This is a genomic window from Agrobacterium sp. 22094 (genome assembly GCF_052046015.1).
Lineage (GTDB): Bacteria > Pseudomonadota > Alphaproteobacteria > Rhizobiales > Rhizobiaceae > Agrobacterium > Agrobacterium cavarae.
Genome location: NZ_JBQEPX010000007.1, coordinates 47,474 through 62,423 on the forward strand (window position 1 = coordinate 47,474; position 14,950 = coordinate 62,423).

Sequence of the window (14,950 nt, forward strand, 5' to 3'; positions counted from 1 at the left end):
TGACGATGACCGATTTCGATCTGGTGCATGACCGTCTAGGCACCGGCAGCTCCAAATGGAGTAAATATCCCGCCGATGTTTTGCCCATGTGGGTTGCGGACATGGATTTTCCAGCAGCTCCGGAGATCATTGAAGCCATCAAGCACAGGCTGCAACATCCAATCCTCGGATATGGTGTTGCGAAGGACGAATTGCGCACTGCCATCGTTGAAGACCTTGAAACCAAATATCAATGGACAGTTGCTCCCGAAGAGATAGTTTTCCTTCCAGGTGTAGAGCCTGGTTTCAACATGGCGATGAAGGCGTTTCTGGAGCCTGGCGATGGGATCACTGTGCAGACACCAGTCTATCGCCCTATCCTCAGCGCTCCAAGTCACTGGGGCCTCATGCGTCGCGATGCAGCTCTGACCTCCGGTGTGCGCGGGTGGGAGTTGGAGCTAGAGCCATTCAAAACTGAGCTTGGAAAGTCAAAGGCATTCATCCTTTGCAATCCACAAAATCCCACTGGCAAGGTATTTAGCCGAGAAGAACTCACATCAATGGCTGATGCATGCCGGGAACAAGACGTCTTGGTCATTTCTGATGAAATTCACTGCGAACTTCTCTTCGATAGCCGCCGCCACATTCCATTTGCCTCACTGTCGGATGACGCTGCCCAGCGTACCGTTACACTCATGGCTGCAAGCAAAACCTACAATATTGCCGGTCTGAAAACCGCCTTCGCCATTATAAAAAATAGGCGGATGCGCGAGACCTTTTCAGCCTCACGGCTTGGTATGGTGGACAGCGTCAATATTATCGGACTTGAAGCCACGCTTGCGGCCTACACGCAAGCTGGTGAGTGGAAAACTGCGATGCTTCGATATCTCGAATCTAACCGAGACTTCCTGTCGGATGAGATCAACCGCCGCTTCCCATCGATCAATGTGATCAAGGCCGAAGGCACGTTTCTCGCCTGGCTGGACTGCACTGCCCTTAAGCTGGAATCTGATCCACAAACCTATTTTCTCGAGAATGGCAAAGTCGGCTTTAGCGCCGGTTCCGAATTTGGTCCCGATTATGCCAATTTTATTCGGCTGAATTTCGCCTGCCCACGCGCACTTCTGGTAGAGGGTTTGGATCGCATCGAGAGGGCGTTGAAAGCTACCAACAGTCGACCCTAACGCCGAGACACTTATCCGGAGGGGACTTCTCCCTCGTCTGGTCCAGCAAGCCAAGCACCGACCGCTGCTCATGGTGCTCGACCTCAGCGAGACGGTCAACGTCCGATACACACCTCTAGAAGAACCAGCCTGCAAGTTCGTCGCAACATATGCGACAATCATGAGTTCGGCGGAAGGCATCGACGCGAAGCAGCGTCGGCTCTTGTCAAGGCCAAGGAGTGTCCATTTCGTAAAGGTTGCCGTTGCCGGCAATCAGTCAATATCCCCCGGTTAGTAGAATGCTCTCTCCGGTCATAAAACTGCACGCCTGAGATGAAAGGAAGATGGCGGCGCCGACTAGTTCCTCCGCCTGTCCTGCACGCCCCATCCAGTTCAGCGTCCGCACGTAATTTTCCCAGCCTTCCGGATCCTCGTCACGACGGTGGGCGTTGCGGTCGGTGTCGATAAGACCAGGGGCAAGTGTGTTGAGCAAGACATTATCACGCGCGTAATCACGCGCCTGGCTTTGAATCAGATTATGCTGCGCAGCCTTTGTCGCTGCGTAGGCGGTAACGATACCTTTTGGTCGAACTTGATTGACCGAACCAATAGAAACCACCCTGCCCCATTTGCGAGCCGCCATACGCGGGAGAACGGCTTGCAGCATCTCCACTGTCGAGCCCAGATTGACCGCCAGCTGAAAGGCAAGATCTTCGGACGTCAGTTCTGAGAGCACGGCGTTGATCTGCGCGCTGGCATTGATCACTAGAATATCGATAGGAGCAATTGCTTCGGCCCGCTCAACCAGATCACGACCGGCACCGGGCTCGGAGAGGTCGCCTGCCAGTTCATGCACTGCACCGCCGCTTGCGGCGATCTGGCGTTGCATGGCTTCAGCAGCTCCTGGCTTCACGCCATGGAGGATGACGCGAGCGCCCGCTCCCGCCAACCCCTGCGCAATGGCGGCGCCGATGCCGCGGCTCGAACCCGTGACGAGTGCCGTACGGCCTTTCAGTCCAAAGACACTTTCGAGCTGCATCTATTTATCCTTTGAAGACAAATACGCCGGCGCCGGTGGTTCCGGGGCGGCAGGAGAATAGTCCGCCGGAGAGCGGCGCGTCGGCAAGTGTGGACGCAGGCAAGCGCGTGCGTGCACTTGTGATGAACAGCGTCGACAAATCTGGACCGCCGAAAGCGATGCTGGTGGGGCGTGGCACCGGCATATCGATCACCTGATCCAGCTTCCCGCTAGGAAGGTATCGGCGCACCGACCAACCGTCCCAAATCGCGCACCAGACGCCTCCCTCTGCATCGACAGCAAGACCGTCGGGCCGACCGTCAGCGACAGGGATGCGCGCGAACTCGCGACGGTTCGACAGCGACCCGGTCAATGGGTTGCAGTCGTAGGCATGTATCAAACCAGGGACAGTGTCAACGAAGTAGAACGTCCCCCCATCGGGGCTCCAACCGAGGCCGTTGGAAACTACGATTCCGCTCTCTTTTGGTTCGAAAGCTCCATCAGAATTAATACGATAGAGCGCACCCGTGGGCTTCGATGCATCGATGCGCATCGATCCGACCCATATTGCCCCATCGGGCCCGCATTTTGCGTCGTTCAGACGATTGTCGGCAATGTCCGCCTCCGGGCTGACAAATGGCGTCAGCCGTCCGGAAGCGAAATCGAGCCATTCTAAGCCGTCCTGCGACGCCACGAGCAATCGTCCTCCGTTGACCGGGATGACCGCACTGACAAGCTTCCCGGTCTCACAGGTTTCGTTGCGCCCAGTGGCCGGATCGAAGCGGTGCACCGCCGGATGGAGAATATCCACCCAGTACAGGGCTTGTTCCCCCTCGTGCCAGGCTGGGCTCTCCCCCAGTTGGGCACCCCAGGGTAGCGTGCAGCTGAGCTCAGCGTTAGGGCGACCCGTTGCTGAACGCGGGCGTGGTCGTGAGCTGATCGCCACTGCCCCGGCTGCGCCTGTGATCCGCCGAGCAGCGGCAATCAGTTCGCGACCAGTGGGATGAATATTGGAGGGATCGAGCCGCGATGACGGCCCCAATGCGACGAGCACGCCCATTGGCGTATTGTCGCGGCCCATAACAGGGGCAGCCACCGAATTTACTCCGGGTAGATGCTCCTCATAAGAAATTGAATACCCTCGCGCCCGCGTCAATGTGAGATCGGCCTGTAGCGCCTCAAGGGTGGTGATGGTTTTGGCTGTCTGCAAGTCGAGCGCCAAGCGATCCAGCAGGGTACGACCAACTGCGGGATCCTGGAAGGCGAGTAGCGCCTTGCCTGGCGCCGTGCAATGAAGCGGAACGCGACGCCCCACTTCGACGCGCACTGAAAGACCATTCGGTGAGCGCTCCGCGAGATACTGCGTCATCGTGCCGTCAAGCTTGCAAAGCGCCACCGTCTCCCCGAGTTCAGCCGCGAGCCGCTCGAGTTCCGGCGATGCCGCAGAGACGAGATCGAAGCTCTCCCAGACCTTGTGGGACATTTCCAGAAAGCGCTGGCCGAGAACATAGGTGCCACGTGCCTCATCCTGGCGGACGAGACCATACGCTGTGAGCGTGCGTAGGATTCGCGCAAAGGTCGGCTTTGGCAGACCAGACGCGCGCAACAGATCCGCAAACCTTAGCGGCTCCGGCGCGTCGGCGACCATGTCGAGCAGCGTCAGTCCCTTGGACAGCGCTGCCGTGCCACCCGGCGTCTCCGGTTTCATTGCCCCTGCTCCATCGCGCCTCGCCGCCGCCTTGCGGCCGCCGCGTCGTCCAGCATCCCGTCCATCGTCCATTGCGCTTCAAACCCCAAGGTGTTTCTGATCCGCTCGTTGGACGTATGGTAATAGACGCCGTCGCCGGGAAAATCGACTGTCACGATGGGAAGGCCGGTCAGCGACGAAATCTTCGGCAGAAGCTCCGCAAAATCGACCGGTTCATCGGCACCCAGATTGAACGTGCCACCTGCGGCCTTCGGATGGTCGAGAGCGAGCAGGATGCCCGCCACCATGTCACGTGTATCCGTTATATGCATGCGGAACGATCGGCCGTTTTCATTTCGCGCGAGTATATGCGAAGGCTCTCCGATATCGTGAGATCGCAGCAAGTCGGCGATGGCTGTGTTTCCAAAACTCAATTGCTGGCGAATACGCGGGCGCAGGAAAAACCGAGGGCCGGAAAAGAAACTCTCCTCATCTAGCAGTTCCCCTGCATCCTGGGTGTGAGAGAAACGCAGGATAACGGTTTCCATGCGGCCCATCCGCTGATGAAAGTGGACCAGCTCTTCTCCCAGCAGCTTCGTAAGACCATAGGGCGAATTTGGCCGCAGCGGGTGATCTTCGGTAATTGGTAAGAACTCCGGACGGTTTTCCGGGTACACCTCACCGGAAGAAGCAAAGATGAACCGCCGCACTCCAGCCAATGAGGCCGCGTCCAGAAGCCGACGTGTGCCCTCGACATTGACAGCGAACATGCTGTCGCGATCAGCGGCCAACCAGGACATGAAGGCTCCTAGATGCAGGACATCGCTCACGCCGTCCATGGCTTTGAAAATAGCCTCGGCATCTTCGAGCGAACCAACGATTTCCTCACCCACGGTTCCAGACGGCCTCAAATCGAGGCCGCGAACGATGCGGCCCCGTGAGCGCAGAGCCGCGACCACGGCGCGTCCGACACGGCCTGCCGATCCGGTGACCAGGATCATAGGCGTACTCCAGTCTTTGCGTCGAAGAAGTAAAGCTGAGCAGGGTCGAAACCAAGCCTTAGGGCCTCATCGCCAGGAAGATTGCCGGTGTGGGAGACGCGCGCTATCAGCCCCTTCGACTTACCGTCTTCTCCATCGGCTACCCTTGCGGCTTCGTCGTCGAAGTAAACGTATTTCTCCGACCCCAAACTTTCCACCAGTGTCGGGCGGACGGTGAAAGTCACGGGCGCGTCGCCCAGTATCAGGTGCTCAGGTCGCAGACCGACAACCACATTGCCCTCACGGGCCTTCGCAGATGGCATGGTGATTGTTTGGCCAAACAGTTTTAGCGCACCGTTGTGTAGCTCCGCATTCAGAAAATTCATACCCGGCGAGCCGATGAAACCGGCAACGAAGAGATTGGCCGGATTGTTGAAAAGCTCGTCCGGCCCGGCGATCTGCTGAATGACGCCGCCCTGCATGATAACCACGCGGTCCGCCATGGTCATGGCTTCCACCTGATCATGTGTGACGTAAACTGTGGTGACGCCGATGCGTTTGTGCAAAGCGCCGATTTCGGCACGCATGTGGACACGTAGCTTTGCATCGAGGTTGGACAATGGCTCATCCATTAGGAAAGCCTGCGGCTGGCGCACGATAGCGCGACCAAGAGCGACGCGCTGCCGCTGGCCCCCGGAAAGGTCCTTGGGCTTACGATCAAGATAGGGCGTTACTTCCAGAATGCGCGCCGCATCGTCTACACGGCGGTCGATCTCTGCCTTGTCGGTGCCGCGCATCTTCAGACCGAAGCCAATATTCTGGCGCACGGTCAGATGTGGGTAAAGTGCATAGTTTTGGAACACCATGGCAATATCGCGGTCTCCGGGCGCAAGATCCGTGACTTCGTTATCACCGATAAAAATTTGTCCCTCGCTCGCTGGCTCGAGACCAGCAAGGATTTTTAGCATTGTCGACTTGCCGCAGCCTGATGGCCCGACCAGCACCACGAACTCTCCGTTCTCGATTTCGAGCGAGAACGGCCTGAGCACATTAAGGGCACCATAAGACTTGCTGACGTTGCGAATGGAAATATTGGCCATGCTTATTTCTCCGCGCCAGCGGTCAGGCCGCCGACCAAATAACGTTCAAGGAACAGGTAGATTGCGATGATCGGCAGCGCGATGAACACGGATGCGGCGGAAATGTCATTCCAGTAGGTGACGTATTCGCCTTGCATCGTGGTGATGCCGAGATTAGCCGTCCAATTGTCCGGCGAGTTGACGAGAAAGGTGCGGGCATAGGCATAGTCGGCCCAACTCAGCACGAAGGCATAGAGTGCGGTGGCGGCCAGACCGGGCGTTGCGATGGGAAGCACAACGCGCACCATCGCGCCAACTGGTGAACAGCCGTCGACCATGGCGGCCTGTTCCAGTTCTTTAGGAATCGTATCGAAATAGCCTTTTAGCATCCATGTGGCGAACGGAATGATCATAGTCGAATGCGCCAGCACCAGCGTCCACAGGCTACCGATCAGGCCGAAGCTGGAGAAGATCGAAAACAGCGGTATGACCAGCAAGGTTGCGGGCAACATCTTCGCCGTCAGAACGAAGAGACCCATAGTCGCGCCGCCCCTCATGGAATAACGCGATAGTGCGTAACCGGCGCTGACCGAAACCAGCATCGACAGCGCCACAGAACCGATGGCCGCCAGCATCGAATTCCAGAGCCAGAGCAGGATAGGTTTTGCGGCCCAGACACGGGCAAATATGTTCCACTGCGCGTCTTCCGGCCAGAAGGTCGGCGGCAGTCGGTATAGCTCATCGGTGGTGGATAGCGCCGTGACGAGAAGCCAGTAGACCGGGAAGAGGATCATGACCAGCGTGAAGATGACGGTCGCGTAGAGAGCAAGGCTCTGTAAAAATGTCCGTTTCATCAAAGCCCCCTCAATAGATCGATTTCGAACGCCGGCCGAGCATCAACAGGCTCGCGACGATGCAGATCACCAGCGTCAGCACGCCGACGGCGGCGGCGCGGCCGAAATTGTGATACTGGAAGGCCTGGTCATAGGTCATGATGGACAGCGTCTGCGTCGAACGCAGCGGCCCGCCACCGGTCAGAACCTTGATGATCGAAAAGTCGCGGAACACCCACAGCAGCGTGAGCACCAGCGTCACGCCTAGAACCGGCATCAACAGCGGCATAGTGATCCAGCGGAACCGCTGCCACACACTCGCGCCATCCACCTTGGCGGCCGCGTAATAATCAGCGGGAATGGATTGTAGACCGGCAAGGCACATGATCGACACGAAGGGAAAGCCCTTCCACACCATGGTAATGGCAACGGCCCAAAAGGCCGCCGTGGAACTGCTGACCCAAGGTATCATCTGGTCGGTGAAACCGAGCTTGATCGACAGCCAGCCGAACAGGCCAAAGGAGGTGTCGAACATCCACGCAAAGATGACAACCGCAATGATCTCCGGCACGGCCCAAGGCAGTGCCATTCCCAGCCGCGCAACGGCTCGCCCCTTGAAGCGATTGTTGGCGAGAAGCGCCGTGCTCAGACCAACGGCAACGCTGCCTGCGGTAACGACAATCACCAGCTTCAGCGTTACCCAACACGCCAACCAGAATTCCGGCGACGAAAACAGCCAATTATAATTGGCAAGTGAGAATGGACGGCTAGCCCCGCCAAGCCTCGGTATCTTGACCTGCTGAAACGACAGGTCGATGGCGAGAACGAGAGGCCAGACGATGATGGCGGCAACCATCAGGACCGCGGGCGCGATCAGGATATAGCCGAGGAGATGTTGCCGGCTGGGACGCGCAAGATCGAAAAGCTTGCGACGCCCAGCCCGAACGGGTTCGGTCATGGATGGTCCTCCTGCCGGATGCGAATGATGGCCACAGCCCTTCAAATGGGCCATGGCAAAACGACGGGATTAACCCTTAATGGCTTCGGCCTTGGCCTGCATGGTTTTGGCCACTTCTGCCGGATCGAGATCCTGAATGATCATCCTCTGGCTTTCTTCCATCACCATCTTGCTAAACTCATTGTAGAAGAGCTCAAGTCCAGTTGGGATGCGGTCGATACCCGCATCGGATGCGGCCTTCATCGTCTCGATCAGCACAGGGAAATGCGGGATGGTCTTCTCCACGCCCGAGACGTCGGCAGTCGGGCTTGGCGGTGTATTCCCGCCGAGGGTGGCGTAGCTGCGCTGGAATTCTGGTGACATCGTCAACTTGATGAAATCCCATACAAGGGCTTTCTGGTCGTCGGAAATATCGGCCGGCATTGCCAGCACGTTGGATGAACCGCCGAGCGGCGGGTGAAGCGGCGGTGCGACATAAACGATGTCAGCCTTGGCCGAACCCTTTTCGGTTGTACCGTAGAGCCACGGTCCATCGAGGCGCATCGCCATTTTGCCATCGGCAAAAAGCTTGCGCACGTCGCTGGCGCTCATATCCACCGGGCTGACGCCGCTCTTCATCACGGTTTTCCAGCGTGAAAGACCCTCGACCATTTGTGGCGTGTCGATGGTGATGTTGCCATCCTTGTCCGTCCAGTAGGCTCCGGCGTCGAGGATGTAGTTCAGCATCTCTGTCAGATATTGGCCCGGACCGCCCTTAGTTTCATGGCCAGTGCCGAACTGATCGACAATGCCGTCGCCGTTCAGATCTTTCGTTGTCGCTTTCGCAGCGGCCAGGAACTCATCATAGGTCTTCGGAACCGCGACGCCCGCCTCATCTAAAATCTTTCTATTGTAAGCCATCACGAACCCAAAATAGTTGGTCATGATGCAGACGGTTTCGCCATTCCATTCGCATTTTTGCTGTCCGGCCCAACCCTTCATGTCGATGCCGTCCTTCTTCAGCCAAGGATCGAGAGGCTCGAGCCACCCGCTATCGGCAAACATCTGAAACTCGAAAGACGCCAGATGCACGATTTGCGGTGGCTGATTGGCCGCAAAAAGCGTCGTCATCGTATCTGCGTAGGAACTACGCTCAGCTTTGGTGAACTCGATTTTCACGCCCGGATGCTGATTCTGGAAGGCGGCGATGGCGGAACGCCACCATTCGCCGGTACCGGCATCATCGGTTTGCCAAGAGATGAATTTCAGCACCGTATCAGCCATGGCAGGCGCAAATGCGCCCATTGTCATCAGCATCGCGGTCGCTGTGCCAAGCGCCAGCTTCTTTATTCCTTTGGTCATGGGTTCCTCCTCCAGAAAACCAGTTCAGATACGTTCAATAAGTGCGAGTGCCGCCTCCGACGGCTTGACGCCAAGTCCCGGTCCGGAAGGCAGGTAGTAGCTGCCTTCGCGGCAATCCATGTCGCCAGCAAGCAGGCGGCGGTTGGGCTCGAATATCGAGTGCTGAAACTCGTGACCCTTCAGGGTCGCCAATGTTGACGAAGCCTGCAGGCTGGCGGCGAGGAAGATGCCCGCACCAACGGTTGCGTGTGGGATGACATCGATGCCATGCTCGGCCGCAAGAGCGCCAATGCGGACGAAATTGGTGATGCCCTTGTGTCCCATCTCTGGCTGCACGATGGAGATGCGGCAGCGCTCGACCCGGGCGCGCATGTCCCAATGGGTGCGCCATTCCTCGCCAACGGCAATCGGAACGTCTGTTCCCTTCGAAACCTTTTCCAGTCCGCCTATGTCTTCGGTCCAGACCGGGGCTTCGGCAAACCAGGGGTCGAAAGGTTTCATTTCGGCAATGAGCTCCAGCGCTCGTTCCGGCGTCTGGTTCCAGTGCATATCGGCGGCAATCTTTGCCTTTGGGCCGAGGACCAGCCGAAGGTTGGCGATTTCGGCCGCCGGGCCATCGTCAGCCACCGGTGTGGCGAATTTGAAAGCATCAAAACCACGATCCTGCCAGTATTTTGCAAGGTCGCCCCGCGCCTTCAATGTCTTTTCAGGCAAACCGGAAACATAGGCAGGGAAGCTTTCCACACCTCCGCCAAGAAGCTCGCGAACCGATTTCCCAGCTTCCTGCCCGGCGATGTCCCAAAGCGCAATGTCGAGTGCGGCAAGCGCATCGACGTAAAATCCTCCGGTATAACCGCGTACCCGCATCATATCGTACAGGTCGTCATAGATCGCAGCTGGATCGGACGCATCGCGCCCAATGACGAAACCGGCCAGAAGATCGTTGATCAAAGCGGCCACCGCGCCCGGCGCTACGATACCATAGGTCTCTCCCCAACCTACAATGCCGGACTTTGTCGTCATGCGGACCAACACGCTCCGGTCAAACGTAGGATATACGGTTCGATTACCCTTGCGAACGATGTAACCATTGGGATTGACCACCTCCCCTTCACGGAGCGCGCCGAGATAAGGAACTTTTCGCGGCTGCGTCAGCGTGAAAACTTCGATGGTTGCGACGGGGCTATTCATGCGGCCTCCGGTGTAACAAGACCGAGTTCGACCAGATTAGCGTCAATATCGGCAATGGCTGCCGCATCAAGTTCGGGTGTTGGAGCGCGCACGCTGAGGCTATCGATCACGCCGCGACGGGCCAGCACGTATTTTGTCAGTCGCATACGGTAGACCGCCTGCAACACCAGAAGCGGCAAAGTGCGGACATAAATCCTGCGAGCCTCTTCCTGCCGCCCGGCAACAAGCGCCCGGTCGATGGCCACATGTTCCTCGGCGATCTCAAGCGCAGGCATCGCGGCCGTAGCACCTCGGGCATATTCGTCGAGAATGTAGCGAGCGCCCCCGCCACCGATAACACCCTGAAGCGTCGACGGGGCATTTGCGATGATGTGGCTGATAGCTGGACCGGCGGGAAGGGTTTCTTCCTTGACGTACGTCACCTGCGGCAGGGCGTTTACAATCTCAACGATCGCCTGCGGCGAGAGGTCTGAGCCGCGAGGTGCAGGTGCGTTTTGCAAGATGATTTGTACGTCAGGGAGCGCCCCAATGATTTTGCCGAGGAAGTCGATCAATGCCGATGCGTCCGTGCCGACCGATTTGGGTGGTTGGACCATGAGGTGCCTGATGCCAAGTGATGATGCAACCCTCCCATGTTCGACTACGTCGCGCCAGTCGGCAGCACTTGCGCCTGCCACCACCGGGACCCTTTCGGCCACCGCATCGACGACGATCTTCAGCAACGTGGCGCGCTCCACCGCATTGAGGGTCTCCACTTCACTTGCAAAACCAGGGAACACGACACCGTCCACGCCTTTATCCAGCGCGAAGGCCACGAGGCGCTTCATACCCACCTCGTCAACATTGCCATCGTCCAAAAATGGAGTCGGCAAAACGGGCAATATCCCTCTTAGGCCAGCAACCATGATCTACCTCCATATTAGGTATCATATGTTGATACATTGATTTCACTAATTGACACTACATATCCTCGCGCTTTATGACAAGCCCCAAGATGAACGAAAGAAGAGTGCGCGACATGGCGGCGGAAACAGCGACATCAATTATCGTGGATTGGGGAACGACCTCTTTGAGGGCAGCCCTCGTCGGAGAAGGCGGCGAAGAACTTGATAATCTTGAGACCGGCAGCGGCATATCAAGTCTCGTTGAAGGCCAACACGAGGCCGCGCTCATGGACGCACTTACGCCCTGGTTCTCGAGCCACGGGGCCTTGCCGGTCGCCGCATTGGGGATGATTACGAGCCGAAACGGTTGGGTCGAGGTTGCCTATGTACCGTGCCCCGCGGGTCCCAGTGAACTTGCTGCTGGCGCCATTCGAAGATCGCTACCAAACGGCTCCGATCTCTTCTTTTTACCCGGTCTCAATGACCCGGCCCGAAGGCCCTTTCCCGATGTGATGAGGGGCGAAGAAACGCTGATCGTGGGTTACGGTCTCGAAGAGGACACCACGCTCATCATACCCGGCACCCACAGCAAATGGGCGCGCGTGAAGGAGCAAAGGATCGATGGCTTCCAGACATTCGTGACAGGTGAAATCTTCAACTTGCTCATCAATCATTCCTTCATCGCCCGAGGATCTGCGCAGCCGCCGGTCGACGATCCGGATGCCTTTCGCTGGGGCCTGACAGAAGCCAAGCAATCCGGCGCCATGTTGTCACTGATGTTTTCGGCGAGGACCGGTGGGCTCGCTGGCCGGCTTTCGCCGGAGCAGCTGCGCTCTTATGTGCGGGGGATGGTCATAGGCCAGGAGTTTCGCCAAGCTCGCGAGGCAGGATGGTTCACGGAGGGAGATGATGGAAAAATAGTCGGAAATGACGGGTTGAATGATCTCTATCTTGTTGCCGCAGAGGTCTTCGGGCTCAAAACTTCGGTCGCCGCGGATGACACTCTGGCGAAAGGAGCGCTGACTATCCTTGCGCAAACGCCATCGTGACCTCGATCATTCGCTGGTTGGCAGCTCTCGCCGTCATTCTCCCAAACCAGATATTCCGAGGCTACGATGTACAACTTCCCACCTAGTATAGGCACCAGTCGCCACGAAAACGATATCGTGGCCATTCTCGCCCGCCTGCAACGTATCGGTCTTCCAGACAACCCGATCGCCTTGTATGGCTCCTCGTCGTTCCGGATATGGAGCTCTGTCACAGAGGACCTTGGCTCCCTAGATATAGTCAACCTCGGGTTTGGTGGAGGCACCTACCTTTCTGCTTGCCACTACCTGGACAAGCTTCTTGTCCCACTGAACCCGACCAAGGTGCTGCTGTATTTCGGAGAGAACGATATAGCCAGCGACGGTCTTAAGGCCGAAACAACCCTTCAGCACCTACAGGATCTGCGTCGTCGTATATCAGAAGCATTGCCGCGCGCGGAGGTAACTGTGCTGGCGATCAAGCCAAGTCCAGCGCGCTGGATCTATCGCCATGAGTTCGGCCTCTTTAACCAGCAGGTTCAAGACTGGTGTCATAATTGCGAGCAAACAACCTGGCTGGACCCTAACGCCGGTCTCCTCGGAGAAAATGGGTTGCCAATGTTCCGCTATTACTTGCCTGATCTGGTTCATCTCAATACGGCAGGGTACGCGGTTTGGTCTGAGGCCCTCAAAAAATCTCATAGCTTGCTGAACTGAGGTCAGCCGACCCATCCACAATCTAGTCGTGGACAGGGATGGATCTGCATTATGCGGCGGGGTCAGGATAGGTTTTTCCGCCTGGGCCAGCACAACGTCTACTGGGGAGTGGTCCTGTGGCGTCAAGCGGGCAACGAGGGCATGTTGCCGCATTAGGATTTCATTTCATTTACGGTCCGAAGAGTCTTGAAGTCATCTTCACAGGCCAGGCTCTTTGAGGGTCACCAGAACCTCGAAAAGAGAACGATAAAGCCTGCGCAGATCCCTGCCCCAAACCCGTCGAGCGATGCGATACAATAATCTCTGCGGGTGCGGTAGTTGGGTCCATTATCCATATGCATCAATGATTGACCCGTTTCGTTGCTGCTTGTCGCTCAGGCTCAGCTCTAGAAATACATTCGAGCCAAGGTCAGGTTGAACGCATGCCGCTGCACCCACATACGGGGCTTCTTACATCCCGCTCGCATTTAACGTCACCTGGCCTTAGGAAGTAGTCGCGATAGTTCTAGGGTAAGATTCGCCACTGGGAGGGAGCCGTCTACCTCGCTCCAATAAAACTGCTCATAATAGTTGCCTCTCATCGGGATGGTTTTCCTGCAGCGCGCACCCGTCATTAGGTCGGTCAGTATGAACCTCAAGCCGGGCGAGTAGGAGACTTCTTGCAAACCTTGTCAGCTGACAAGGTATCGAGCTGTCGGGATATCACCTCGGGTCCACCAAACCTTGTCAGCTGACAAGGTTTACCCTCAGATGCCGCGAACCCGCCTACCCTGCACAGCGAATTATGCAAGCAGCCCCCCACTTCTATTGGAACATCCGTGCTCAATCAAATCGCGAAATTGCCCGCAACGACTACCCCAGACAGTAGGTTACGCCGGGACTGGCTCCTGTGACAAGCAACCTACCTGGAGGCCGACTTCAGATTTTGACACCACGGAACACGAAGCGCACAAAAGCGCACCACGCAGTTCCAATTTCACCGATGTAGACAAACCTAGATCGCTCAACCTGACTACCAAGCGAATTAATCGGTCCAAATTGAAATCGATATTCGCAAAACCTAGAGCACTGGTTAATGCAACTAGCACAGTTGGCGACCCTTGGGCAAACGTCGCAGAGCCCTTCCTTCAATCAACCATCGCATTCCAACCCGCAAGGACGCGAGCGTTTCAAACATTTTGTAAAATCCGAAAACCAATTCGCATTTCTTCCATAACTCCTGCATCCGTGTTTCGCGAGTGACCCTCCGCCACCTCATTGCGAGACCTTGCAAGACGACCCCTCCACTCAAGATGTTTCGCATTCTGCTTTCCACTGCATCTTCGATTTGAGAATCTCTTGGCAATCGGGCCGGAACCGACGAGACACTCCCCTCCCCAGCCCCTCCACCGCCACTTAGATTTTGAGAACCGCATCTAATGGGGATTGAGCCCTTGCGGTAATGTGGCGCCAGGTCGCCAAATCACACTGAAGACGCGGTTGCTGTCGATCCTGGCCGCGCCCGGACATCTTTAGTGAGCATCAATCGCCCTAACCGCGAAGGGATATCGTAGTCCTGGTCACCCGACTTCGTTTTGGTCCAACCGATTTCAATGGCGAGTGAGGGCCCAGAAGGCAACTCGGCACATCGATCATCTGCCCGAAATTCAGTTACTTGGCCCTGAGACCAGCAACTTCACTTCGCCGATGCCCGACACAAACAAAGGCGACTATCTGTATCGTCCGGTCCTAGCCTTCGGGTAGGCTAACGATGGCGCAGATTGCTCTCGGTTTCTCCAACAGCTCACCTGAGGCGGCCTTGCGCACTCGCGGCGACGCTTCGCGGGACAGTATCAACTGCCTGACAATGCTCGCTTAAGAGTAGGGGAGGTGAGGGCAAACAAGACCGGGAGCTGGTGGAGGTCAAACCCATCACATCGCGTTCTCGCCGCGCCATCAATGGCGAGGCGCGTGGCTCCATCGTCGGTTAGCAGCTCGGTGAGCAGGTGTCTGGCGTCACGACACTAAAGTGCTCGTCTGTCCCACATTGAGACGTAGGGTGAACACCGGATGACGACAGAGAGATCGCTAAGCATTACACGTTGACAGCTGCGGT

Annotated in this window: 12 protein-coding genes; 3 read left to right on the top strand and 9 right to left on the bottom strand. The window is 57.1% G+C overall.

What is annotated here, in order from left to right:
- Positions 1–5 precede the first annotated feature (5 nt).
- Positions 6–1,163: a MalY/PatB family protein gene (locus ACTJK5_RS21520; RefSeq protein ID WP_440613191.1), complete on the top strand. Its 1,158-nt coding sequence runs from the start codon at positions 6–8 to the stop codon at positions 1,161–1,163.
- A 256-nt stretch (positions 1,164–1,419) separates the two neighbouring features.
- On the opposite strand, the gene ACTJK5_RS21525 is transcribed toward ACTJK5_RS21520, so the two are convergent.
- The 9 genes from ACTJK5_RS21525 to ACTJK5_RS21565 form a co-directional block, all read right to left on the bottom strand.
- Positions 1,420–2,181: an SDR family NAD(P)-dependent oxidoreductase gene (locus ACTJK5_RS21525; protein ID WP_440613192.1), complete on the bottom strand. Its 762-nt coding sequence runs from the start codon at positions 2,179–2,181 to the stop codon at positions 1,420–1,422.
- A 4-nt stretch (positions 2,182–2,185) separates the two neighbouring features.
- A complete protein-coding gene (locus tag ACTJK5_RS21530; RefSeq protein WP_440613193.1) occupies positions 2,186–3,868 on the bottom strand; it encodes an SMP-30/gluconolactonase/LRE family protein in 1,683 nt (560 codons plus the stop codon).
- Entirely contained in the window at positions 3,865–4,848 is a 984-nt protein-coding gene (locus ACTJK5_RS21535) for an NAD-dependent epimerase/dehydratase family protein (RefSeq protein ID WP_440613194.1), read from the bottom strand. The genes ACTJK5_RS21530 and ACTJK5_RS21535 overlap by 4 nt, the downstream gene beginning before the upstream one ends.
- Positions 4,845–5,927, bottom strand: a complete 1,083-nt coding sequence (locus ACTJK5_RS21540) for a sn-glycerol-3-phosphate ABC transporter ATP-binding protein UgpC (protein ID WP_112360068.1) — start codon at positions 5,925–5,927, stop codon at positions 4,845–4,847. The genes ACTJK5_RS21535 and ACTJK5_RS21540 overlap by 4 nt, the downstream gene beginning before the upstream one ends.
- A gap of 2 nt (positions 5,928–5,929) precedes the next feature.
- The gene (locus ACTJK5_RS21545; RefSeq protein ID WP_440613195.1) at positions 5,930–6,760 is read right to left on the bottom strand and encodes a carbohydrate ABC transporter permease; all 831 of its coding nucleotides are present in this window, start codon (positions 6,758–6,760) and stop codon (positions 5,930–5,932) included.
- A 10-nt stretch (positions 6,761–6,770) separates the two neighbouring features.
- On the bottom strand, positions 6,771–7,697 hold the full coding sequence (locus ACTJK5_RS21550; protein ID WP_440613196.1) for a carbohydrate ABC transporter permease: 927 nt from the start codon (positions 7,695–7,697) through the stop codon (positions 6,771–6,773).
- 69 nt (positions 7,698–7,766) lie between these two features.
- Complete coding sequence (locus ACTJK5_RS21555) at positions 7,767–9,038, bottom strand: ABC transporter substrate-binding protein (RefSeq protein WP_440613197.1); 1,272 nt, start codon at positions 9,036–9,038, stop codon at positions 7,767–7,769.
- 24 nt (positions 9,039–9,062) lie between these two features.
- The gene (locus ACTJK5_RS21560; RefSeq protein WP_440613198.1) at positions 9,063–10,229 is read right to left on the bottom strand and encodes a mandelate racemase/muconate lactonizing enzyme family protein; all 1,167 of its coding nucleotides are present in this window, start codon (positions 10,227–10,229) and stop codon (positions 9,063–9,065) included.
- Positions 10,226–11,134, bottom strand: a complete 909-nt coding sequence (locus ACTJK5_RS21565) for a dihydrodipicolinate synthase family protein (protein ID WP_440613199.1) — start codon at positions 11,132–11,134, stop codon at positions 10,226–10,228. Before ACTJK5_RS21565 ends, ACTJK5_RS21560 begins: the two co-directional genes overlap by 4 nt.
- 89 nt (positions 11,135–11,223) lie before the next feature.
- On the opposite strand from ACTJK5_RS21565, the gene ACTJK5_RS21570 reads away from it, so the two are divergent.
- Positions 11,224–12,162: a 2-dehydro-3-deoxygalactonokinase gene (locus ACTJK5_RS21570; RefSeq protein ID WP_440613200.1), complete on the top strand. Its 939-nt coding sequence runs from the start codon at positions 11,224–11,226 to the stop codon at positions 12,160–12,162.
- A gap of 66 nt (positions 12,163–12,228) precedes the next feature.
- Complete coding sequence (locus ACTJK5_RS21575) at positions 12,229–12,855, top strand: GDSL-type esterase/lipase family protein (RefSeq protein ID WP_440613201.1); 627 nt, start codon at positions 12,229–12,231, stop codon at positions 12,853–12,855.
- The last annotated feature ends 2,095 nt before the right edge of the window (positions 12,856–14,950 follow it).

Coding starts and splice junctions, on each gene's coding strand:
- ACTJK5_RS21525 (WP_440613192.1), bottom strand. CDS start 2,181: ATGCAGCTCGAAAGTGTCTTTGGACTGAAAGGCCGTACGGCACTCGTC.
- ACTJK5_RS21540 (WP_112360068.1), bottom strand. CDS start 5,927: ATGGCCAATATTTCCATTCGCAACGTCAGCAAGTCTTATGGTGCCCTT.
- ACTJK5_RS21570 (WP_440613200.1), top strand. CDS start 11,224: ATGAACGAAAGAAGAGTGCGCGACATGGCGGCGGAAACAGCGACATCA.
- ACTJK5_RS21520 (WP_440613191.1), top strand. CDS start 6: ATGACCGATTTCGATCTGGTGCATGACCGTCTAGGCACCGGCAGCTCC.
- ACTJK5_RS21535 (WP_440613194.1), bottom strand. CDS start 4,848: ATGATCCTGGTCACCGGATCGGCAGGCCGTGTCGGACGCGCCGTGGTC.
- ACTJK5_RS21550 (WP_440613196.1), bottom strand. CDS start 7,697: ATGACCGAACCCGTTCGGGCTGGGCGTCGCAAGCTTTTCGATCTTGCG.
- ACTJK5_RS21565 (WP_440613199.1), bottom strand. CDS start 11,134: ATGGTTGCTGGCCTAAGAGGGATATTGCCCGTTTTGCCGACTCCATTT.
- ACTJK5_RS21555 (WP_440613197.1), bottom strand. CDS start 9,038: ATGACCAAAGGAATAAAGAAGCTGGCGCTTGGCACAGCGACCGCGATG.
- ACTJK5_RS21575 (WP_440613201.1), top strand. CDS start 12,229: ATGTACAACTTCCCACCTAGTATAGGCACCAGTCGCCACGAAAACGAT.
- ACTJK5_RS21530 (WP_440613193.1), bottom strand. CDS start 3,868: ATGAAACCGGAGACGCCGGGTGGCACGGCAGCGCTGTCCAAGGGACTG.
- ACTJK5_RS21545 (WP_440613195.1), bottom strand. CDS start 6,760: ATGAAACGGACATTTTTACAGAGCCTTGCTCTCTACGCGACCGTCATC.
- ACTJK5_RS21560 (WP_440613198.1), bottom strand. CDS start 10,229: ATGAATAGCCCCGTCGCAACCATCGAAGTTTTCACGCTGACGCAGCCG.